This window comes from Streptomyces sp. NBC_01498 (assembly GCF_036327775.1).
Lineage (GTDB): Bacteria > Actinomycetota > Actinomycetes > Streptomycetales > Streptomycetaceae > Streptomyces.
This window is the reverse complement of the sequence record NZ_CP109598.1, coordinates 1,569,441-1,590,221: the sequence shown is the minus strand read 5'-3', so window position 1 is coordinate 1,590,221 and position 20,781 is coordinate 1,569,441. Positions and strand designations below refer to the sequence as shown.

At 71.8% G+C, this 20,781-nt stretch carries 21 protein-coding genes; 10 read left to right on the top strand and 11 right to left on the bottom strand.

Annotated elements, in window-relative coordinates; translation table 11 throughout:
- The first annotated feature begins 14 nt into the window (after nt 1–14).
- Together recA and recX are read left to right on the top strand one after the other, a co-directional pair.
- Complete coding sequence (gene recA / locus OG875_RS06565; protein ID WP_330173291.1) at nt 15–1,148, top strand: recombinase RecA; 1,134 nt, start codon at nt 15–17, stop codon at nt 1,146–1,148.
- Between the two features lie 9 nt (nt 1,149–1,157).
- Nucleotides 1,158–1,739: a recombination regulator RecX gene (gene recX / locus OG875_RS06560; protein WP_330173290.1), complete on the top strand. Its 582-nt coding sequence runs from the start codon at nt 1,158–1,160 to the stop codon at nt 1,737–1,739.
- Between the two features lie 204 nt (nt 1,740–1,943).
- Here the strand turns inward: recX and OG875_RS06555 are convergent, their stop codons facing one another.
- The 8 genes from OG875_RS06555 to OG875_RS06520 form a co-directional block, all read right to left on the bottom strand.
- Nucleotides 1,944–2,381 (bottom strand): rhodanese-like domain-containing protein, encoded by a 438-nt coding sequence (locus tag OG875_RS06555; protein WP_330173289.1) that lies wholly within the window; start codon nt 2,379–2,381, stop codon nt 1,944–1,946.
- Entirely contained in the window at nt 2,378–3,010 is a 633-nt protein-coding gene (locus OG875_RS06550) for a cysteine dioxygenase (protein WP_330173288.1), read from the bottom strand. The genes OG875_RS06555 and OG875_RS06550 overlap by 4 nt, the downstream gene beginning before the upstream one ends.
- A gap of 76 nt (nt 3,011–3,086) precedes the next feature.
- Nucleotides 3,087–3,173: a putative leader peptide gene (locus tag OG875_RS06545; protein WP_330177622.1), complete on the bottom strand. Its 87-nt coding sequence runs from the start codon at nt 3,171–3,173 to the stop codon at nt 3,087–3,089.
- A gap of 33 nt (nt 3,174–3,206) precedes the next feature.
- Complete coding sequence (locus tag OG875_RS06540) at nt 3,207–4,910, bottom strand: FAD-dependent monooxygenase (RefSeq protein ID WP_330173287.1); 1,704 nt, start codon at nt 4,908–4,910, stop codon at nt 3,207–3,209.
- Nucleotides 4,911–5,099: 189 nt separating this feature from the next.
- Nucleotides 5,100–6,035: an amino acid ABC transporter permease gene (locus OG875_RS06535; RefSeq protein WP_330173286.1), complete on the bottom strand. Its 936-nt coding sequence runs from the start codon at nt 6,033–6,035 to the stop codon at nt 5,100–5,102.
- Nucleotides 6,032–6,700 carry an amino acid ABC transporter permease gene (locus OG875_RS06530; RefSeq protein WP_330173285.1) on the bottom strand — a complete coding sequence of 223 codons (669 nt, stop codon included), beginning with the start codon at nt 6,698–6,700 and terminating at the stop codon, nt 6,032–6,034. The genes OG875_RS06535 and OG875_RS06530 overlap by 4 nt, the downstream gene beginning before the upstream one ends.
- 105 nt (nt 6,701–6,805) lie before the next feature.
- On the bottom strand, nt 6,806–7,651 hold the full coding sequence (locus OG875_RS06525) for a glutamate ABC transporter substrate-binding protein (RefSeq protein WP_330173284.1): 846 nt from the start codon (nt 7,649–7,651) through the stop codon (nt 6,806–6,808).
- A gap of 38 nt (nt 7,652–7,689) precedes the next feature.
- Complete coding sequence (locus OG875_RS06520) at nt 7,690–8,475, bottom strand: amino acid ABC transporter ATP-binding protein (RefSeq protein WP_330173283.1); 786 nt, start codon at nt 8,473–8,475, stop codon at nt 7,690–7,692.
- A gap of 251 nt (nt 8,476–8,726) precedes the next feature.
- On the opposite strand from OG875_RS06520, the gene OG875_RS06515 reads away from it, so the two are divergent.
- Both OG875_RS06515 and OG875_RS06510 read left to right on the top strand, forming a co-directional pair.
- On the top strand, nt 8,727–9,440 hold the full coding sequence (locus tag OG875_RS06515; protein WP_330173282.1) for a response regulator transcription factor: 714 nt from the start codon (nt 8,727–8,729) through the stop codon (nt 9,438–9,440).
- Between the two features lie 6 nt (nt 9,441–9,446).
- Complete coding sequence (locus OG875_RS06510; RefSeq protein WP_330173281.1) at nt 9,447–10,868, top strand: sensor histidine kinase; 1,422 nt, start codon at nt 9,447–9,449, stop codon at nt 10,866–10,868.
- 174 nt (nt 10,869–11,042) lie between these two features.
- Here the strand turns inward: OG875_RS06510 and OG875_RS06505 are convergent, their stop codons facing one another.
- Complete coding sequence (locus OG875_RS06505; RefSeq protein ID WP_330177621.1) at nt 11,043–12,023, bottom strand: TAXI family TRAP transporter solute-binding subunit; 981 nt, start codon at nt 12,021–12,023, stop codon at nt 11,043–11,045.
- A 339-nt stretch (nt 12,024–12,362) separates the two neighbouring features.
- Between OG875_RS06505 and miaB the strand changes: the two genes are divergently transcribed.
- Both miaB and OG875_RS06495 read left to right on the top strand, forming a co-directional pair.
- A complete protein-coding gene (miaB, locus tag OG875_RS06500; protein ID WP_330173280.1) occupies nt 12,363–13,889 on the top strand; it encodes a tRNA (N6-isopentenyl adenosine(37)-C2)-methylthiotransferase MiaB in 1,527 nt (508 codons plus the stop codon).
- Between the two features lie 244 nt (nt 13,890–14,133).
- Nucleotides 14,134–14,868, top strand: a complete 735-nt coding sequence (locus OG875_RS06495) for a class III extradiol dioxygenase subunit B-like domain-containing protein (protein ID WP_330173279.1) — start codon at nt 14,134–14,136, stop codon at nt 14,866–14,868.
- Nucleotides 14,869–14,943: 75 nt separating this feature from the next.
- Here the strand turns inward: OG875_RS06495 and OG875_RS06490 are convergent, their stop codons facing one another.
- Both OG875_RS06490 and OG875_RS06485 read right to left on the bottom strand, forming a co-directional pair.
- Nucleotides 14,944–15,195: an antitoxin gene (locus OG875_RS06490; RefSeq protein WP_330173278.1), complete on the bottom strand. Its 252-nt coding sequence runs from the start codon at nt 15,193–15,195 to the stop codon at nt 14,944–14,946.
- An 85-nt stretch (nt 15,196–15,280) separates the two neighbouring features.
- Complete coding sequence (locus tag OG875_RS06485; protein WP_330173277.1) at nt 15,281–15,514, bottom strand: hypothetical protein; 234 nt, start codon at nt 15,512–15,514, stop codon at nt 15,281–15,283.
- A gap of 181 nt (nt 15,515–15,695) precedes the next feature.
- Between OG875_RS06485 and miaA the strand changes: the two genes are divergently transcribed.
- From miaA to OG875_RS06465, 4 genes are all read left to right on the top strand, one after another.
- Nucleotides 15,696–16,634 carry a tRNA (adenosine(37)-N6)-dimethylallyltransferase MiaA gene (miaA, locus tag OG875_RS06480; RefSeq protein WP_330173276.1) on the top strand — a complete coding sequence of 313 codons (939 nt, stop codon included), beginning with the start codon at nt 15,696–15,698 and terminating at the stop codon, nt 16,632–16,634.
- Nucleotides 16,635–16,741: 107 nt separating this feature from the next.
- Nucleotides 16,742–17,179 (top strand): hypothetical protein, encoded by a 438-nt coding sequence (locus OG875_RS06475; protein ID WP_330177620.1) that lies wholly within the window; start codon nt 16,742–16,744, stop codon nt 17,177–17,179.
- Between the two features lie 88 nt (nt 17,180–17,267).
- The gene (dapF, locus tag OG875_RS06470; RefSeq protein ID WP_330173275.1) at nt 17,268–18,212 is read left to right on the top strand and encodes a diaminopimelate epimerase; all 945 of its coding nucleotides are present in this window, start codon (nt 17,268–17,270) and stop codon (nt 18,210–18,212) included.
- Between the two features lie 366 nt (nt 18,213–18,578).
- Complete coding sequence (locus OG875_RS06465) at nt 18,579–20,714, top strand: RelA/SpoT family protein (RefSeq protein WP_330173274.1); 2,136 nt, start codon at nt 18,579–18,581, stop codon at nt 20,712–20,714.
- Nucleotides 20,715–20,781 lie beyond the last annotated feature (67 nt).

Sequence of the window (20,781 nt, the reverse complement as noted above, 5' to 3'; positions counted from 1 at the left end):
ATCGGGTGGAACCCATGGCAGGATCCGACCGCGAGAAGGCGCTGGACGCCGCTCTCGCCCAAATTGAACGGCAATTCGGCAAGGGCGCGGTGATGCGCCTCGGCGAACGGCCGAACGAGCCCATCGAGGTCATCCCCACCGGGTCGACCGCGCTCGACGTCGCACTCGGAGTCGGCGGCATCCCGCGCGGCCGTGTGGTGGAGGTGTACGGGCCGGAGTCCTCCGGCAAGACGACGCTGACGCTGCACGCGGTGGCGAACGCCCAGCGGGCGGGCGGCACGGTGGCCTTCGTGGACGCGGAGCACGCCCTCGACCCGGAGTACGCGAAGAAGCTCGGCGTCGACATCGACAACCTGCTGCTCTCCCAGCCGGACAACGGCGAGCAGGCCCTGGAGATCGTGGACATGCTGGTCCGCTCCGGGGCGCTGGACCTCATCGTCATCGACTCCGTCGCCGCCCTGGTGCCACGCGCGGAGATCGAGGGCGAGATGGGCGACTCGCACGTGGGTCTTCAGGCGCGGCTGATGAGCCAGGCGCTCCGGAAGATCACCAGCGCGCTCAACCAGTCCAAGACCACGGCCATCTTCATCAACCAGCTCCGCGAGAAGATCGGCGTGATGTTCGGCTCGCCCGAGACCACGACCGGTGGCCGGGCGCTGAAGTTCTACGCGTCGGTGCGGCTCGACATCCGCCGTATCGAGACGCTCAAGGACGGCACCGACGCGGTCGGCAACCGCACCCGCGTCAAGGTCGTCAAGAACAAGGTCGCGCCGCCCTTCAAGCAGGCCGAGTTCGACATCCTGTACGGCCAGGGGATCAGCCGCGAGGGCGGTCTGATCGACATGGGTGTGGAGGAGGGCTTCGTCCGCAAGGCCGGCGCCTGGTACACGTACGAGGGCGACCAGCTCGGCCAGGGCAAGGAGAACGCCCGCAACTTCCTCAAGGACAATCCCGATCTCGCCAACGAGATCGAGAAGAAGATCCTTACGAAGCTGGGTATCGGTGTGAAGCCGGAAGAGGCGGCGGCCGAGGCCGGAGCGGCTGCGGCCGTCACCGCCGCCGGGGCCCCGGCCGGCGACACGGCCAAGACGGTGCCCGCCCCCGCCACCAAGGCCAGGACGGCCAAGGCGGCGGCGGCAAAGAGCTAGTCCGGCGCCGTGCCCTACGCGAAGAGGCGGCGAACGGAACAGCCGGGCGGCAGCCCCGACTCGTCGAGGGCCGAGAAGGAGCTGCCGCCCCAGGACCCGGCGGAGCGGGCGCGGGCGATCTGCCTGCGCCTGCTCACCGGGACCCCCCGTACCCGGAAGCAGCTGGCGGACGCGCTGGCCAGACGTGACATCCCCGAGGAGGTGGCGACGGAGGTCCTCTCCCGCTTCGAGGACGTGGGACTGATCGACGACGGGGCGTTCGCCGACGCGTGGGTGGAGTCCCGGCACCACGGCCGGGGCCTGGCCCGCCGCGCCCTGGCGCGGGAGCTGCGTACCAAGGGCGTGGACCCCGAGCTGATCGACGAGGCGGTCGGGCAGCTCGACTCCGCCCAGGAGGAGGCGACCGCACGGGAGTTGGTCGCCCGCAAGTTGCGCTCCACCCGGGGGATGGAGCGGGACAGGAGAGTACGCAGGCTCGCGGGCATGCTGGCCCGTAAGGGATACGCGCCGGGGGTGGCCCTGCGGGTGGTCAGGGAGGCACTGGAGTCGGAGGGGGAGGACACGGAGGGACTGGACGAGGACATCTACTGAGCCCGCTCGCCGATCCCGAGCCGGCTCACCGAGCCCACCTGTCCATCGGGCTCGCACGTCCAGCGGGCAGGCACGTCCGCGGAGCCGACGGAAGCCGGGAGTGCCACCCCGGCTCCCGGGCGGGAGCCTTCCGGCAAGCAGGCAAGCAGGCAAGCAGGCAAGCAGGCAAGCAGGCAAGCAGGCAAGCAGGCCGATCGGCACCGCTCAGTGCGAGACCGGCAGTCCCGCCGCCCGCCATGCCTGGAAGCCGCCGACAAGGTCCGTCGCCCGGTGCAGTCCCAGTGCGCGCAGGGAGACCGCCGCGAGGCTCGACGCGTAGCCCTCGTTGCAGATCACCACGACGCGCAGGTCGTGGCTCGTGGCCTCCGCCGCCCGGTGGCTGCCCTGCGGGTCGAGGCGCCACTCCAGTTCGTTCCGCTCGACGACCAGCGCACCCGGGATCAGCCCGTCCCGGTCCCGCAGTTCCGCGTACCGGATGTCCACCAGCAGCCCACCGTCCTCGGCGGCGGCGAACGCCTCGCGCGGCTCGACGCGGTCGAGCCCTTCCCGGACCCGTTCGAGCAGTTCGTCTATCCCCACCGGAGGCGACCCGGCCGCTCCCGCCGACGGCGTGGGCAGGTCCTCCGCGTGCCCGCCGCTCACTGCCACTCCTGCGGGCGCTCGACCTGCTCGAGACGGAGCACCGCGCCGGTGCGGCTGTAGCGGCGCATCAGCGGCAGCGGCGGGTAGTAGGCGTGCACCGAGACCGCGTGGTCCGCGTCCGACTCGTTGCGCACCTCGTGCACATGGTGGCTGCCGAACGCCCGCGCGTCGCCCTTCGTGAGCTTCCGTTCCCGGTCGACCCCTTCGGCCAGCTCCAGGGTCTTCCACCCCTCGGTGGGCAGCCGTGCGGCCAGCGAGTCCTCCTGGAGTGCCCCGGCCGCCGTCGCGAAGGCGCCGTACGACCCGCCGTGGTCGTGCCACCCGGTCCCCGTGCCGGGCGGCCAGCCGATGATCCACGCCTCGCTGCCGCCGGGGCCGTCGACGCGGATCCAGGTACGGCCCTCGGGGTCGAGGGGGAGGGTGGCCACCAGTTCGGTGTCGGCCGCCGTGCGCCGGACGAAGGCCAGCAACTCGGCCTGCGTGGGCACGGAGCGCGCGGGGACCGTGCCCACGGCCGGCGCCGCCACCCGGGAGTTGGCGGCCGAAGAAGCAACCGCCTTGGCGGCGGCGGCGATTGACGCCGAGACGGCGGGCGCGGGCGTGCCGAGGGAGTCGAGAGAGGAAGACATGAGAACCGTCCTGGAAGTTCGCGGGGGTGCGCCGTCAGGTGCCGACACGACGAGCGCTGCAAAGTGGGGGGCGAATTCAGCAGGACGGACGACACACGCAGCCCGCATAGCGGAGCAAGTCCATATGGACTCTCCGCCACAGGCGTACAGCAGTGTCAGTCACGCTCCGGAGTACACCATGTGATCCGGACGACGGTCAATTGATGTTCACGGTTCGGTCGGTGCGGCCGGCGCGGCCCTTCGCCGACGAGGGCCCGGGACCACCCCCACGTGCGGCGTCGGCGGCGGCGTACAGCTCGTCGGGGCGCACCCCGCCGAAGGCCGCGACGAGATGCCCGTCGGGCCGGACCAGCAGCACCGTGTGGGCGGACGCCCCCGGGTAGCTCTCGGTGACCAGCAGTTCGGACGGTGCCGGCAGCGCCGCCACGGCCTCGGCGAGCCGAGGCATCACCCCGGCGGTCAGCCAGTGCCTCCGGTCCCACACACCGGTCCCCGGCGCGACCAGCACCACCAGTGCCCTGCCCCTGCCGAGCCGGTCCCGCAGCCGTACGGTCGTGCCGTCGGGCGCCGTCACGAGCACGTCGGCCACGGGCGCCCCGGTCCGGGTGTCCACCGTCGTGTGCCCCTCGGCGTGCGGGGGCGCGAGGGGGGAGTGCGGGTAGGCCGGAGGCGCGCCCAGCGGCCCGTTCCCCAGATGCCCGTCGGCGAGCAGGGTGTCGTGGCCGCGCGCCGTGCCCGGAAGGTACGTACGCAGCCCGCCGCCGCCCCGCAGTATCGTCAGCGACTGGTCGGCCGCGCGCAGCCGTGCGGCGACGGCGGTACGGCGCTCCGCCTGGTAGCTGTCCAGCAGGGTCTCCGACGCCCCGTGGTGCCAGGCGTGGGCCAGTTTCCAGCCCAGGTTCTCGGCGTCCCGCAGCCCCTCGTCGAGGCCCTGGGTCCCCAGCGCGCCCAGCAGATGCGCGGCGTCCCCGGCGAGGAAGGCCCGGTCGACGCGCCAGCGCCGGGCGAGCCGGTGGTGCAGCGTGTACACGCCGGTGTCCAGCAGGTCGTACGGCGGCGCCTCGCCGCACCAGCCGGCCAGGGTGTCCCGTACCCGCTCGACCAGCGCCTCCGGTGTGACCAGCTCGCCCCGGGCCGGCAGCAGCCAGTCCAGCCGCCAGGCGCCGTCGGGCAGCGGTCGGGCGGACACCTCCTGGCCGCCCCCGCGCCACGGCGGCTGACGGTGCAGCACGGCCTCGCCGGGCCAGGGCAGTTCGACGCGGAGCGCGGCGACCGCGTGCCGCTCCACCGCCGTACGGCCCGGGAAGCGGACACCCAAAAGCTTGCGGACGGTGGACCTGGCGCCGTCGCAGCCCACCACATGGCTTCCGCGCCACCAGGTCGCCCCGGGGCCCCGGGTGTGCACCGTGACCCCCCGGGGGTCCTGCTCCAGCGAGTCGAGCCGGCTCTCCGGCACCAGCCGCACAAGTTCGTGCCGTGCGGCGGCGTCCCGGAGGCCGCGGGTGAGCGCGTGCTGCGGCAGGTGTAAAGGCGAGGGGAAGACCGCGTCGGCGCGTTCGCCGTCACCGGCGGCGGCGCCCAGCGCGCCGGGAACAGTACCGACGGCCGCGCTCGCGCCCCCCACCTCGTCGGCGTCACCGAGTCGCAGACGGCGCATCTGCTGCTTGCGCCGCAGTTGTCGCCACCCGACCCACTGGGCTCCTTCGTCACGGAGCGTGGAGCAGCCGAGCCGTGCCACCAGAGCGGCGGTGTCCGGCCTCAGTACCGCCGTACGGGCCGGGCGCGGCTCGTCACCGCCCGCCCCCTCGTCCAGCACGACGGTGGGAACACCCTGGGTGGCCAGGCAGAGTGAGAGCGCGAGCCCGACAGGGCCCGCGCCGACGACGATCACCGGGTCCACGGCGCGACCCCTCCGGCCCGTACGGTCAAGTGGCGATTGGCGGTTGGAACCCCGGGAGCGATCACAGAACGTATGCAACCTACTGCGGGTGCTTGCGTCAAGTGACGGAGGCAGCGACGCCGCGCGCCGCTGCCTCCGTCGGGTCCGCCGGGCCTGTTTCCGGGCCCGGCGGCACTGCGTGAACCGGGTCTACCCGGTGCCGCCCCCACCGTCGCCGGTGGCCTGGCCCGTCTTGCTCATCGGGTCCGTACCCGGCTTCCCGGTGGCGCTCAGATTGTCCATGGCCCCGCCCGTCAGCACAGCGCCGGTGCTCCGCTTCGCGCGGCGCAGCCGCTTCTCCAGCCAGGACGCGAAGGTCGTGAGCAGCAGATTCAGCAGGATGAAGATGATCGCGACGACGATGAAGCTCGGGATGACGTTGCCGTAGTTGGCGGCGAGCGTCTTCCGGGCGTTCAGCAGCTCGGTGAAGCTGAGCACCGCGCCGCCGAGCGCCGTGTCCTTCACGATCACGACGAGCTGGCTCACCAGCGCCGGCAGCATCGCGGTCACCGACTGCGGCAGCAGGATGCTGCGCATCGTCTGGCCCTTGCGCAGACCGATCGCCTTGGCGGCCTCCGTCTGCCCCTTGGGCAGCGACAGGATGCCCGCGCGGACGACCTCGGCCAGGACCGACGCGTTGTACAGCACGAGGCCGGTGACGACCGCGTACAGCGGACGCATGTCGGAGCTGATGTCCGTGTATTCCGAGTAGAACTGGTTCGCGAACACCATCAGGATCAGCACGGGGATCGCGCGGAAGAACTCCACGACCACACCGGCCGGAACCCTGACCCACCGGTGGTCGGAGAGCCGCGAGATGCCGAAGAGGGCTCCCAGCGGCAGCGCGATCACGAGCGCGAGCGCCGCGGCCTTGATCGTGTTGACCAGACCGGGCAGCAGATACGTCGTCCACGCCTGGCCCTCGGTGAAGGGGCTCCACTTCGCCGAGTCCAGCTGCCCCTTGTCCGACATGGCGGAGTAGACCCACCACACGCCCAGGGCCAGCAGGACCAGGAAGACCGCCGAGTAGACGATGTTTCGCCGCTTGGCGCCGGGACCCGGCGCGTCGTACAGAACGGAAGTCATCGCTTCACCGCCACTCGCTTGCCGACCCAGCCGAGAATCAGGCCGGTCGGCAGTGTCAGGACCACGAACCCGAAGGCGAAGATCGCCGAGATCAGGACGAGTTGCGACTCGTTCTCGATCATCTCCTTCATCAGGAGGGCGGCTTCGGCCACGCCGATGGCCGCGGCCACCGTCGTGTTCTTCGTCAGCGCGATCAGTACGTTGGTGAGCGGCCCGATCACGGAACGGAACGCCTGGGGCAGCACGATGAGCGTCAGGACCTGGGTGAAGTTCAGCCCGATGGCCCGCGCCGCCTCCGCCTGCCCGACGGGCACGGTGTTGATGCCGGACCGGATGGCCTCACAGACGAACGCGGCCGTGTAGGCGGTCAGTCCGAGAATGGCCAGCCGGAAACTCAGTGCCTCGAAGTCGTCGGCCGCGCCCAGCGTGATTCCGAAGACATCGGCGAGACCGAGGGAGGAGAAGACGATGATGACGGTGAGGGGGATGTTCCGGACCACGTTCACGTAGACCGTGCCGAATCCACGCATCAGCGGAACGGGGCTCACCCGCATCGCGGCAAGTATGGTGCCCAGGATGAGGGAGCCGATTCCGGAGAAGACGGCGAGTTGCACCGTCACCCAGAACGCCCCGAGCAGGTCGTAACCTTCAAGAAAGTCGAACACGATCTCCCGCGCTCTCGCGTTTGTTGATGGCGTGGCGCGCCACCCTCACGGGCGGCGCGCCACATCTGCGCCGAATGGACCGGACGGGCCGCGAGGCCCGCCGATTCAGCTGACGATGGCGCCGATCTTCGGGGCGGGCTCGTTCTTGTACCCGGCCGGACCGAAGTTGTCCTGCACGGCCTTGTCCCAGGCGCCGTCCGAGACCATCTTCTCCAGGGCGGCGTTGATGTCGTCGACCAGCTTGGTGTCGCCCTTCTTGACACCGATGCCGTAGTTCTCGTTGCTCAGGCTCAGACCGGCGAGCTTGAACTTGCCCTTGTTCTGCTCCTGCGACGCGTAACCGGCGAGGATCGAGTCGTCCGTGGTCAGCGCGTCGACGGCGCCGCCCGCCAGTCCGTCGATGCACTCCGAGTACGTGCCGTACTCCTTGAGCTGCGCCTTGGGGGCGACCTTGTCCTTGACGTTCTGCGCCGAGGTGGAACCCGTCACGGAGCAGAGCTTCTTGCCGTTGAGGTCCGAGCCCTCGGCGATGTTGTCGTCCGCGCGGATCAGCAGGTCCTGGTGGGCCAGCAGATACGGTCCCGCGAAGTCGACCTTCTCCTTGCGCTCGTCGGTGATCGAGTAGGAGGCCGCGATGAAGTCGACGTCGCCGCGCTCCAGAGCGGTCTCACGGTCGGCGCTCGGGGTCTCCTTGAACGTGATGTCCTTGTCGGCGTAACCGAGTTCCTTGGCCACGTACGTCGCGATGTCCACGTCGAAGCCGGCGAAGGAACCGTCCGGGGTCTTCAGACCGATACCGGGCTGGTCGAACTTGATGCCGACGGTGATCTTCTTGGCACCACTGTCGCCCTCTTCGCCCGCCGAGTCGCTGTCACCGGAACCACAGGCGGTCGCGGTCAGGGAAAGGACCAGTACGGCGGCGGCAGCGGCGCTTGCTTTACGGAGATTCATGGTCAACATCCTTCGTTGTCTCGAAAGTTACGGGCAGCTCAGTGGTGCAGGATCTTGGACAGGAAGTCCTTGGCCCGGTCGCTGCGAGGATTGGTGAAGAACTGCTCCGGCGTCGCCTCTTCGACGATCTGGCCGTCCGCCATGAAGACGACCCGATTCGCGGCGGACCGCGCGAAGCCCATCTCGTGGGTCACTACGACCATGGTCATGCCGTCACGTGCGAGCTGCTGCATGACTTCGAGCACCTCGTTGATCATCTCCGGGTCGAGCGCCGAGGTCGGCTCGTCGAAGAGCATGACCTTGGGCTCCATGGCCAGCGCGCGGGCGATCGCCACACGCTGCTGCTGGCCGCCGGAGAGCTGCGCGGGATACTTGTCCGCCTGGTTGGCCACGCCGACGCGGTCGAGCAGGCTCCGGGCGAACTCGTCCGCCGCGGCCTTGTCCTTCTTGCGGACCTTGATCTGCCCCAGAGTGACGTTCTCCAGGACCGTCTTGTGCGCGAAGAGGTTGAAGGACTGGAAGACCATGCCGACGTCGGCGCGCAGTCGGGCCAGTTCCTTGCCTTCGGCGGGCAGAGGCTTTCCGTCCAGCGAGATGCTGCCGGAGTCGATCGGCTCCAGACGGTTGATGGCGCGGCACAGTGTGGACTTGCCGGACCCGGAGGGCCCGATCACGACGACGACCTCGCCCCGGGCGATGGTCAGATCGATGTCCTGGAGCACATGCAGCGCGCCGAAGTGCTTGTTGACGTTGCTCAGCACGACCAGGTCGCCCGACGCCGGCGCGGCGCCCCCGGTTTCCTTGGTCACTGAAACTCCGCTCATCGGCTTCTTGCTCCGTCCTCCTCGGTTGGGAGGACCTTAGTCACGCACTGCGACCAGCGTCATTACATCTGAGGGGAAATTGAGCATAACGATCCGGCCGCAACCGGACACACCGTGTGAAGACGGCCGGTTCGGCGTACCGGGTGGGTAACGGAAACCGTCCCTTAACGGGAAGTGACTTGACTGTCGCGGCAGCCATGGGCGTGGATGCCCTGGTACGTACTGTGACGGCCACACCACGGAGGAGGGCCATGAGGCTGCTGCTCGTCGAGGACGACGACCACGTCGCGGCGGCCCTCGCCGCCGTACTGGCGAGACACGGCTTCGACGTCACCCACGCCCGCAACGGCGAGGAGGCCCTCCAGGCCCTGCTGCCGGTGACCGACGGGACCAAGTCCCCCTTCGGCGTGGTGCTCCTCGACCTCGGCCTGCCCGACCAGGACGGCTACGCGGTCTGCGGCAAGATCCGCAAACTCTGCTCGACCCCGGTGATCATGGTGACGGCGCGGGCCGATGTCCGGTCCCGTATCCACGGACTGAACCTCGGCGCGGACGACTACGTCACCAAGCCCTACGACACCGGGGAGTTGCTCGCCCGGATCCACGCCGTCAGCCGGCGCAGCGTCGGCGGCGAGGAGGCGGGGGCGGTCGGCGGGGACTCGCTGCGCCTGGGGCCGGTCCTCATCGAACTGCCCACCCGCCGCGTCACCGTGGACGACGTCGCGGTGCAGCTGACCCGCAAGGAGTTCGACCTGCTCGCGCTCCTCGCGCAGCGTCCGGGCGTCGTCTTCCGTCGCGAACAGATCATCAGCGAGGTGTGGCGCACCAGTTGGGAGGGCACGGGGCGCACCCTCGAAGTGCATGTGGCGTCCCTGCGCTCCAAGCTCGGTATGCCGGCGCTGATCGAGACCGTGCGCGGCGTGGGCTACCGCCTCGTCGCCCCCGCCGCCCATCAAGGACCGTAGTTCCCGGTGAGTTCCCGACTTCTGCCCCTGCTCATCGTCCTCATGGCGGGCGTGCTCCTCGCGCTCGGCTTCCCGCTCGCCGTGAGTCTCGCCGCGGCCCAGCAGCAGGACGTCGTCGTCGACCGGATCGACGACACGGCGCGGGTCGCCGCGCTCGCGCAGTTCGTCAGCGAGGGCGACACGGAGACCGCGGGCTCCGGCGCCGTCGCCGGGTCCGAGCGCAGTCTGATGCTGGAGGAGGAGCTGACCCGCTACTTCGACGTGTACGGCATCCGGGCAGGGGTCTTCTACCGCAACGGAGAGGCCATGGCACGGGCTCCCGAGGGCTGGACGGTGCCCCGGACGGGGGAGGGGCGCCTGGCCTTCCAGGAGGCCCTCCTGGGGCGGCGCAGCGACGATCCCCGGCAGGTCTGGCCCTGGCAGGGGCACGGGCGGCTGATCGTCGCGTCACCGGTCGTACGGGACGGGGACGTCGTGGCCGTCGTCGTCACCGATTCGCCCACCGGCCGGATGCGCTCGCGGATTCTCGAAGGCTGGCTGTACATCGCCGCCGGGGAGGCCGCCGCGATGCTGCTCGCCGTGGGGGCGGCGTTCCGGCTGACCGGCTGGGTGCTGCGTCCGGTACGGGTCCTGGACGCCGCCACGCACGACATCGCGACCGGCCGGATGAAGTCCCGCGTCGCCGCCGCCGGGGGACCGCCCGAACTCCGCCGGCTCGCCCACTCCTTCAACGAGATGGCCGACAACGTCGAGGACGTACTGGAGCAGCAGCGCGCCTTCGTCGCCGACGCCTCCCACCAACTGCGCAACCCGCTGGCCGCGTTGCTCCTGCGGATCGAACTGCTCGCCCTCGAACTGCCCGCCGGGAACGAGGAGATCGCCTCCGTCCGTACGGAGGGCAAGCGGCTCGGGCAGGTGCTCGACGACCTGCTGGACCTGGCGCTGGCCGAACACGCCCCCGCCGATCTGCGGCTCACCGACGTCGGGGCGTTGGCCTCGGAGCGCGTCGCGGCCTGGCGGGCGTACGCGGAGGAGAAGGGCGTACGGCTCACGGGGAGCACGGGTGCGGTCACCGGCTGGGCGGACCCGGTCGCGCTCTCCAGCGCGCTCGACGCGATCGTGGACAACGCCCTGAAGTTCACGCCCGAGGGCGGCGAGGTGGACGTCCGGGTCGCGCGCGGCGACAACGACCGCACCACCGTCGTCGTCACCGACGGCGGGCCGGGACTCTCCGACGACGAGATGCAGCGGATCGGCGACCGCTTCTGGCGCAGCAACCGCCATCAGAACGTCAAGGGGTCGGGTCTGGGCCTGTCGATCTCGCGGGCACTGCTCGCGGCGGGCGGCGGGACACTCGCGTACGAACACGCGGAGCCGCGCGGGCTGCGGGTGACGCTCTCGGTCCCGAGGTCGTCGCCCTCCTCCTGAAGGACGCGCCGCCGGGACCCTCCGCCGAGGGCGCCGCACCGAGGGCTCTCCTCGGAGGACTCCCGAGACCCGGTCCGGGGACGACCCTCCTACCGAGGGCGGTCTTCCTGATCGTCTGCCGTCTGCCGTCTGGCCGCCGGTGACGGGACGGTCGGCGGTGCGGGCACGTCCGCCCTACGGCTTGACCGACCGGTAGTAGCGCATCGCGCCGTCGTGCAGACGCAGCGGATCGGTGTAGATCGCCGTCCGCAGGTCCACCAGCTGGGCCGGGTGCACCTTCTTGCCGATCCGGTCACGGCTCCTGATCACGGTGCGGGTGAACCCCTCGGTCAGTTCGGCGTCGATGCGGTCCGTGGTGACCAGCAGATTCGCCACGGCCACCGTCGGCACCGCCGTACCGTCCTGCGCCTTCTCGTACGCGTCGGCCGGCATCACCGCCGAGCGGTAGTAGCGCGTGTCCACCGGGGCCGTGTCGTGCAGCCTGCGCACCAGGGCGTCGTCGAGGGGCACCAGTTTGATGTCGAAGCGTTCCGACAGCCTCTGTACGGAGGCGGTCGGCAGGCCGCCGGACCAGAAGAAGGCGTCGAGTTCGCCCGATTCCAGCAGACCCGGCATGGTGTCGATGCCCGCCGAGACGGCCGTCACGTCCTTCGTGGGATGCAGCCCGGCGGCGGTCAGCAGCCGGTCCGCCACCAGCCGCACCCCGGAGCCCTCCTGGCCCACGCCGACCCGCTTGCCGCGCAGGTCCTTGGCGAGGTCGATGCCCGAGTCCTTCGCCGCTATCAGCTGGACGTAGTCGTCGTAGAGGCGCGCGCAGCCGCGCAGCCGGGCCGCGCCTGGCCCGTTGTCCCGCCGGTACTTGGCGACGGCGTCGGCGGTGGCGATGGTGAAGTCGGCCGTCCCCCCGGCCACCCGCGAGATGTTCTCCTGCGAGCCCTCGCTCTCGCGCAGCTCTATCGACACGTGCGGCAGGTCCTTGGCGAGGTCCTCCTTGAGGAGGTCCCCGTAGCGTTCGTAGACGCCGCTGGTCACGCCCGTGCTGAAGGTGAGCGCGCCGCTCGGTGACTTCTCCCCGAACGGCACCAGCCACCAGGTGAGCAGCCCGGCCACCACCAGGGCGGCCACGCCTCCTACGAAGGCGGTGCGGTGGCTCATACGGGGCGGAAGGGGGACCATGCGGCCGATCCTGCCAGCTCACTCGCCGTACTGGCCAGCGTCCGCCCGTTCGTACCGGCCGGGACCACCCGCCGGTACCGGCCAGGTTCCGCCCGTCCCCCGGCCTCGGGGCCGCCCACCCGGAGCGCCGCCCGGCGGCGGACCGCGCCCCGGTCCCCGTCCGTTCGCGGGGCCCGGGGACCGGGTTGACCAGCGCCTCAGACCTCCCCAGGCCCGGCGCGGGGCGCAGCCCCGGGCCGGTACCCCCGTCCCCCGTGGTCAAACCAGCCGGACGGAGGCCCGGTGGGGTCACCCCGGGGACGCCCGTACCCTTGTCGGGTGACCAGTAGCAGTGACCGGGCCGGAACAGTTGACGACGTGGGCGTAGACCGGACCTACGAGGTGCGCACCTACGGGTGCCAGATGAACGTCCACGACTCCGAGCGATTGTCCGGTCTGCTGGAGGACGCGGGCTACGTCCGGGCCCCGAAGGGCGCCGACGGCGACGCCGACGTGGTGGTCTTCAACACCTGCGCCGTACGCGAGAACGCCGACAACAAGCTGTACGGCAACCTCGGCCGGCTCGCCCCGATGAAGACCCGCCGCCCCGGCATGCAGATCGCCGTCGGCGGCTGCCTCGCCCAGAAGGACCGCGACACCATCGTCACGAGGGCGCCGTGGGTCGACGTGGTCTTCGGCACGCACAACATCGGCAAGCTCCCCGTCCTGCTGGAGCGCGCCCGCGTCCGGGAAGAGGCGCAGATCGAGATCGCGGAGTCGCTGGAGGCGTTCCCCTCCACGCTCCCGACGCGCCGCGAGTCCGCCTACGCCGCGTGGGTCTCCATCTCCGTGGGCTGCAACAACACCTGCACCTTCTGCATCGTCCCGGCCCTGCGCGGCAAGGAGAAGGACCGCCGCCCCGGCGACATCCTCGCCGAGATCGAGGCGCTCGTCGCCGAAGGCGTCTCGGAGATCACCCTGCTCGGCCAGAACGTCAACGCGTACGGCTCCGACATGGGCGACCGCGAGGCGTTCTCCAAGCTGCTGCGCGCCTGCGGGGCGATCGAGGGACTGGAGCGCGTCCGCTTCACCTCGCCGCACCCGCGCGACTTCACCGACGACGTCATCGCCGCCATGGCCGAGACGCCCAACGTGATGCCGCAGCTGCACATGCCGCTCCAGTCCGGCTCGGACACCGTCCTCCGGGCGATGCGCCGCTCGTACCGGCAGGAGCGGTTCCTCGGCATCATCGGCAAGGTCCGCGCCGCCATCCCGCACGCCGCGATCTCCACCGACATCATCGTGGGCTTCCCCGGCGAGACCGAGGAGGACTTCCAGCAGACGCTGCACACGGTGCGCGAGGCACGCTTCGCGAACGCCTTCACCTTCCAGTACTCCAAGCGACCCGGAACGCCCGCCGCCGAGATGGACGGGCAGATTCCCAAGGAGGTCGTGCAGGAGCGCTATCTGCGCCTCGCGGCTCTCCAGGAGGAGATCTCCTGGGAGGAGAACAAGGCGCAGGTCGGCCGCACGCTGGAGGTCATGGTCGCCGAGGGGGAGGGCCGCAAGGACGGGGCCACCCGTCGGCTCTCCGGCCGTGCCCCCGACAACCGGCTCGTGCACTTCACCGCCCCGGATGGCGAGGTACGGCCCGGCGACGTGGTGACCGTCGACATCACGTACGCGGCGCCGCACCACCTGCTCGCCGAGGGGCCGACGACGCGGGTACGGCGCACCCGGGCCGGCGACGCGTGGGACCGCCGCAACGCGGCCCCGCCCGAGCCCGCCGGCGTGCTGCTCGGCCTGCCCTCCGTGGGCGTCCCGCCACCGCTGCCCGCGGTGACCGGCGGCTGCTCGGCGGGCTGAGCCCGGGAAGATCCGTGCGCGCCGGGCGCCCGGCGAGGGCTGCCTGGCGCGCGACGCCCAGGGGCCCCGGGAGGCGGGCACCTGTGTTGTCGAGGTCGGCCACGTACGGCCGGGCCGTCCACCACGTCGTCCCTCCGCCGTGCGAGCGCACGCATCGGCGGGGGCGTCGGCCGCTCCGCGCGGGCGCGCCCGGCTCCTGCGGGCGGACGACGCCACTCTCGCCTCACGCTTTAGTCTGCGCAGCATGCTCGTAGCCGCCGCCGTGTGCCCCTGTCCTCCTCTGCTGGTCCCCGCCGTGGCCGCCGGAGCCGCCCCGGAACTCGACGCCGCGCGGGAGGCGTGCGCCGACGCGCTCGGTGTGCTCGCCGCCTCCCGGCCCGACCGGCTGATCGTCGTCGGTCCGGCGCCGGGGCCGGAGGAGCTGGTCCCGTACCCGCAGGGCGCGTACGGGACCTTCCGGGGCTACGGGGTCGCCCTCGACGTCACACTCGACGGGGCGGCGGCCGGACCCGGCGTCCGCGACGGACTCGCCGGCGGCGAGCTGCCCGCCTCGCTGGCCGTCGCCGCCTGGCTTCTTACGGAGGCCGCCTGGACGGCCGCCCCCGTCGAGGGGTTCGGCGTACGGGAGTCACTGGGCGCCGAACGGTGCGCCGCGAGAGGCGGGGAACTCGCGGCGTCGCACGAGCGGGTGGCCCTCCTGGTGATGGGCGACGCCAGCGCCTGCCGCAGCCTCAAGGCGCCCGGCTCCCTGGACAGGCGCGCGGCCCCCTTCGACGCCGGGGTCGCGCGTGCGCTGGCCGAGGTCGACCTCGCGGCGCTGCGCGGCCTGGACGAGACACTGGCGACGGAGCTGAAGGCCGCGGGCCGCCCCTGCTGGCAGGTCCTCGCGGGCGCGGCCGAGGGAGCGGTCCTGTCCGGCACCCTCCTCCACGACGACGCCCCGTACGGCGTGGGCTATCCGGTGGCGGTCTGGTCGTAGGGCCCGTGCACCGGGCCGGTACGGCGGTGGCCGGGAAGCGCGCTGCTCGGCGCTTCCCGGCCGGTCCGGCGATCGTCAGGAGGCCGGAGGCGGGGAGGACGGGCCGCCGGTGTCGCCGTCCTTGTGGGACATGCGGTCCAGAGCGCCCTTGGCCTTTCCGGTGCCCGACTCGATCCTGTCGCTGTACTTGCCCTTGGTCTTCCGGTCGACCGTCCTGGCGGCCTTGTCCAGGCCGTCCCCGATCCTCCCGCCGTGCTGCTGCGCGAGATCGGAGACTTTGTCCCTGGCCGGGGACATCCTGGCCTTCAGTGAGTCGAGGATGCTCATGGGTCACCTTCCCTCGGGCCCCGGTGGGGGCCACCGGCTCCGTGCCGTTCCCGCGTACGGGCCCCGGTTGCGGGCCGCACACGTCCTACGTACGGGCGCTCTCGCCGGCCCCGTTGTCGGCGGCCTCGTCGGCGGTCTGCTGCTTCGGGATGTCGACACCCTCCGCGGCGCCCGCACCGTCGTCGGCACCACCCTCGGCGGGTGTCACTTCCTCGGTGTCCGGCGCGCTCTCCGCCGCCCCGGAGGCGGCGTCCCCGGTGGTGACGGTCTCCCCGGCCACATCCGAGGACTTCCGGCGAAATCGTGCAAAAACGCCCATATATGCTCCATATGCTACTCGTGCGGGCGACATTCCGCGTCGCCGGAGCGTCCCGTTGCGCCGCCCGGTGATACCGGTCCGAAAACCGGCGGTCGGAATCTCGCAACGGCCAACGACCCCGGCCGGGGCCCGTCACGTAACTCGTTCGGGAACCGGTCGCCGGGTTTGCGAGACTGGGGCCGTGAGAACCGCAGCGCGCGCACCCCGGGTCATCGCCGTCGTCGGCCCCACGGCGGCCGGAAAGTCCGACTTGGGCGTCCATCTCGCCCAGCAGTTCGACGGCGAAGTCGTCAACGCCGACTCCATGCAGCTCTACCGGGGGATGGACATCGGCACCGCCAAGCTGACGACCGCCGAGCGCCGCGGTGTCCCGCACCACCTCCTCGACATCTGGGACGTCACCGAGGCGGCCAACGTCGCCGAGTACCAGCGGCTGGCCCGGATCGAGATCGACCGGCTCCTCGCCGAAGGCCGTACCCCCGTCCTCGTCGGCGGCTCCGGCCTGTACGTACGCTCCGCCATCGACGCCCTCGACTTCCCCGGCACCGACCCGGAGGTGCGGGCCCGGCTGGAGGACGAACTGCGGCTGCGCGGTTCCGGCGCCCTGCACGCCCGGCTGGCCGCCGCCGACCCGCCTGCGGGCCGCGCCATCCTCCCCAGCAACGGCCGCCGCATCGTCCGCGCGCTGGAGGTGTTCGAGATCACCGGGAAGCCGTTCACCGCCAACCTGCCCGGCCACGACGCGGTGTACGAGACCGTGCAGATCGGCGTCGACGTGGCCCGTCCCGAACTCGACGAGCGCATCGCCCTGCGCGTGGACCGCATGTGGGAGGCCGGCCTCGTGGACGAGGTGCGCGCGCTGGAGGCGCGCGGACTGCGCGAGGGCCGTACGGCGTCCCGGGCGCTCGGCTACCAGCAGGTGCTCTCGGCCCTCGCCGGGGACCGCACCGAGGACGAGGCGCGCGCCGAGACCGTACGCGCCACGAAACGCTTCGCGCGCCGTCAGGACTCGTGGTTCCGCCGCGACCCGCGCGTGCACTGGCTCAGCGGCGCGTGCGCCGACCGGGAGGAACTCCCGCACCTCGCACTGACGTTGATCGAACGAGCGGTCACAGCCTGATCACGTGATGGCATCGGGACGCTCAGGCCGTCAATCCGGTGCCCGGCGCCGTGCCATCATCGAGCATCGATCGACCAGTGGAGTCCGAGTTGGGAGGGCGCGTGGCGATGGAGGCCGGCCCTCGCGACACGGATCAGGGGACGCAGGACCCGCAGGACGAAGCTCCACGGCTGAGTCCCGACGGGCCCGACGAAGACGCGGTGACTCCCGAGGTGGAGGTCGAACTGCGGCCGCAGCGACGTCTGCGGATCTGGCAGCTCGCGCCCATCGTGACGCTCGCCGCCGTCGGCTCCCTTATGTTCGCCTTCCCCCTCGCCTTCGGGACCGGGGACGGCGGCGCCGTCGTCGCCATGCTCGGGCTCCTGATCAGCTGCTGCGCCGCCGGCTGGGGCATGATGGCCGCCCGTCGCGTCGGCCACGCGTGGCCCGGTCTGCCGGCCCGCTCCTCGGGTGAGCGCCCGGACTGGCGGGTCCTGGCGCTGTACGTGGCGGGGGGCGTCGTGCTGGTCGCGCTCGCCGTGTGGCGGGTCGCCCGGCTCCGCTGACCGGCTCGCGCGCCGCGTACGCCCCGCTCCCGGCGCACGGGCGGCCTTCCGTGCTCGCGCCCCCGGTCCCACCTCGTACGATTGACCCGTGAGTACCTACCGGCCCGCCGTACAGCCGCCACCGATCCCGTTCCTCAAGGGCCACGGGACGGAGAACGACTTCGTGATCATCCCCGACCCGGACAACGCCCTCACCCTGTCGCCCGCCGCCGTCGCGCGGCTCTGCGACCGCCGGGCCGGGGTCGGCGGTGACGGTCTGCTGCACGTCGTACGGTCCGCCGCGCACCCCGACGCGCTGTCGATGGCGGACCGGGCCGAGTGGTTCATGGACTACCGCAACGCCGACGGCTCCGTCGCCGAGATGTGCGGCAACGGGGTCCGGGTCTTCGCGCGCCACCTCCGGCGGGCCGGCCTCGTCGGGGCGGGCGATCTCGCGATCGCCACCCGGGGCGGGGTGAAGAGGGCCCACATCGCCAAGGACGGCGCCGGGGACTCCGGCACGGGGAGCGACGCCGGTACGGGCGAACCGGGAGCGATCACGGTCGGCATGGGACGCGCCCTCCTTACGGAGGACGACGTCACCGTCGCGGTGGGGGACCACCGCTGGCCCGCGCGCAACGTCAACATGGGCAATCCGCACGCCGTCGCCTTCGTGGAGGATCTCGACCACGCGGGCGATCTGTTCACCGCGCCGTCCGTGGGCCCCCCGTCGGTCTATCCGAACGGCGTGAACGTCGAGTTCGTCGTCGGCCGGGGCCCGCGCCACGTCGCCATGCGCGTCCACGAACGCGGCTCCGGCGAGACCAGGTCCTGCGGTACGGGCGCGTGCGCCGTCGCGGTCGCGGCGGCCCGCAGGGACGGCGTCGACCCCGCGGTGACCGGACAGCCCGTCACGTACACCGTCGACCTGCCCGGCGGACGCCTCGTCATCACCGAACACCCGGACGGCGAGGTGGAGATGACGGGCCCCGCCGTGATCGTCGCCCAGGGGCTGCTCGACACGGAGTGGACGGAACGGCTCGCCGCCGGCTGAGCCGTACGGCGCGGTCCCGACGGCCCGTACGCCGTGATCCTGAGCCCCTCCGTGCGGCGTGGCTCTGACGGCCCGTACGGCGCGGCCCCCGCCTCTTACGGTGCGGTCCTGACTGTGTGTACGGCGCGGTCCGACGGCCCGTCCGCCGCCCGAGTGCCCGCCGCCGTCGAACGGTTCGGCACGACGCGCGTGCTCCGACGCGCTTCGATGCGCCCGGCCCCGCTGCGGATTCCCTCGAATGGGTGATCCATTTCCTGCGGGGGGAGAGGTGGCGGGAGGCACGTGGTGGGGTCGGTAGCATCAAGCACCGGCAGGGAGGGCGCTCCTGTCCCTCCCACCGCCGGTCGACGCCGCCGGAGGTTCCCCATGAGCGCAGAGGCCACCAGCCCTGGAGCCCGGAGCCGCAGGCGCGGCCGTACCGGCATCGACATCCGGCGGCTCGGCAGAGCGGCGCTGCTGGGACCCGCGTCCCGGGACCGGCTGCCGGACGCCATCAGCCACGTCGCGGACGCCCACCGGGCCCATCATCCCGACGCCGACCTGCTGGTCCTGGGCAGGGCGTACACGCTGGCCGAGATGTCGCACCGGGGGCAGTTCCGCAAGAGCGGCGAGCCCTACATCACCCATCCGCTCGCGGTCACCCTGATCCTCGCCGAACTCGGCGCCGAGACCACGACATTGACGGCCTCACTCCTCCACGACACCGTCGAGGACACGGAGGTGACGCTCGATCAGGTACGCGCCGGGTTCGGCGACGAGGTCTGCTTCCTGGTCGACGGCGTCACCAAGCTGGAGAAGGTCGACTACGGCGCCGCCGCCGAACCCGAGACCTTCCGCAAGATGCTGGTCGCCACCGGCAACGACGTCCGGGTCATGTCGATCAAACTCGCCGACCGGCTGCACAACATGCGCACCCTCGGAGTGATGCGGCCCGAGAAACAGGCGCGCATCGCGCGGGTCACCCACGACGTCCTCATCCCGCTCGCCGAACGGCTCGGCGTACAGGCCCTCAAGACCGAGCTGGAGGACCTGGTCTTCGCGATCCTCCAGCCGGACGAGTACGAACGCACCCGCACCGTCATCGCCGACCGGGCCACCACCGGACCCAGCCTGGACACCGTCGCCGTGGACGTACGGCGGACCCTGCGCGAGGCGGGCATCAGCGCCGAAGTCGTCATCAGGCCGCGGCACTTCCTCTCCGTGCACCGCGCCCGCCTGAAACGCGGCGAGATGCGCGCCACGGACTTCGGCCGGCTCCTCGTCCTGGTGGCGGAGGACGCCGACTGCTACGCCGTGCTGGGCGAGCTGCACACCTGCTTCACGCCGGTGGTCTCCGAGTTCAAGGACTTCATCGCCGCCCCGAAGTTCAACCTGTACCAGTCGCTGCACACGGCGGTCGCCGGACCCGACGGGGCGGTCGTCGAAGTCCTCATCCGTACGCACCAGATGCACCGGACCGCCGAGGCCGGGGTGGTCGCGCTCGGCAATCCGTACGCGCCCGTCGAGGGCGCCGAGCCGGCCGACGGGGAGCGCGCCGACCCGACCAGGCCCGGCTGGCTCTCCCGCCTCCTGGAGTGGCAGGAGTCGGCCACGGACCCGGACACCTTCTGGTCGACCCTCCGTGCCGACCTCGCCCAGGACCGGGAGATCAGCGTCTTCCTCGCCGACGGGGGCATGCTGGGGCTGCCCGCCGGAGCGACCTGTGTGGACGCGGCGTACGCGCAGCACGGCGGCGGTGCCCACCACTGCATCGGCGCGCGCGTCAACGGCCGTCTGGCGACGCTCAGTACGGTCCTGGTCGACGGCGACACGGTGCAACTCCTGCTCGCCCAGGGCCCCGTCGAGGAGCCGCCCCCCGGCGAGCACGGCGGAGACCCGGACGGTGGCGCGCAGGACGCCGTCCCCGGACCCTCGCCCGACTGGCTGGACCACGCCCGTACCCCCGCCGCGCGGATCGCGATCGCCTGCTGGCTCGCCACGCACCCGGAGAGCCTGACGGCGCCCGAGACCGCTCCGCGCGCCGCCGGCGCCGTCACGGCGGGACGGCGCGGCACGGCCAACGTCGTCGTCGACGTCCCGGAGGCGAACGTACGGCTCGCCGGCTGCTGCACACCGGTGCCGCCCGACGCCGTCACCGGCTTCACGGTGCGCGGCGGCGCCGTCACGGTGCACCGTCAGGAGTGTTCCGCCGTCGGCAGGATGACCGCGCTCGGCCGCTCACCCGTCACGGTCAGCTGGGGCGACGAACCGGAGTGCCGGGTCACGCTGTACGCGGAGTCCTTCGGCCGGCCACGGCTGCTCGCCGACCTCACCGAGGCCATCGCCACGGCGGGCGCGGCGATCGTGTCGGCCAACGTGGAGCCGCCCAGCGAGCAGCGCGTACGGCACACGTACACACTCCAACTGCCGGACGCGGCTGGGCTTCCGGGTCTGATGCGCGCCATGCGGGACGTACCGGGCGTGTTCGACGTCCGCCGCGCCCAGCACGAAGCGGCCTCCTGAAACCGCCTCCTGAAGCGGCTCCTTGAAGCGGGGTCCCCAGGAGGCCGCCGCCGTACGGTGACACGTC

What these genes read in the sequence shown, in the direction of transcription:
- OG875_RS06475 (WP_330177620.1), top strand. Translation starts at nt 16,742, where the DNA reads ATGGAGGCCGGCCCTCGCGACACGGATCAGGGGACGCAGGACCCGCAG.
- OG875_RS06495 (WP_330173279.1), top strand. Translation starts at nt 14,134, where the DNA reads ATGCTCGTAGCCGCCGCCGTGTGCCCCTGTCCTCCTCTGCTGGTCCCC.
- OG875_RS06550 (WP_330173288.1), bottom strand. Translation starts at nt 3,010, where the DNA reads ATGTCTTCCTCTCTCGACTCCCTCGGCACGCCCGCGCCCGCCGTCTCG.
- recA (WP_330173291.1), top strand. Translation starts at nt 15, where the DNA reads ATGGCAGGATCCGACCGCGAGAAGGCGCTGGACGCCGCTCTCGCCCAA.
- OG875_RS06515 (WP_330173282.1), top strand. Translation starts at nt 8,727, where the DNA reads ATGAGGCTGCTGCTCGTCGAGGACGACGACCACGTCGCGGCGGCCCTC.
- OG875_RS06490 (WP_330173278.1), bottom strand. Translation starts at nt 15,195, where the DNA reads ATGAGCATCCTCGACTCACTGAAGGCCAGGATGTCCCCGGCCAGGGAC.
- OG875_RS06525 (WP_330173284.1), bottom strand. Translation starts at nt 7,651, where the DNA reads ATGAATCTCCGTAAAGCAAGCGCCGCTGCCGCCGCCGTACTGGTCCTT.
- OG875_RS06505 (WP_330177621.1), bottom strand. Translation starts at nt 12,023, where the DNA reads ATGAGCCACCGCACCGCCTTCGTAGGAGGCGTGGCCGCCCTGGTGGTG.
- OG875_RS06520 (WP_330173283.1), bottom strand. Translation starts at nt 8,475, where the DNA reads ATGAGCGGAGTTTCAGTGACCAAGGAAACCGGGGGCGCCGCGCCGGCG.
- OG875_RS06485 (WP_330173277.1), bottom strand. Translation starts at nt 15,514, where the DNA reads ATGGGCGTTTTTGCACGATTTCGCCGGAAGTCCTCGGATGTGGCCGGG.
- OG875_RS06535 (WP_330173286.1), bottom strand. Translation starts at nt 6,035, where the DNA reads ATGACTTCCGTTCTGTACGACGCGCCGGGTCCCGGCGCCAAGCGGCGA.
- OG875_RS06465 (WP_330173274.1), top strand. Translation starts at nt 18,579, where the DNA reads ATGAGCGCAGAGGCCACCAGCCCTGGAGCCCGGAGCCGCAGGCGCGGC.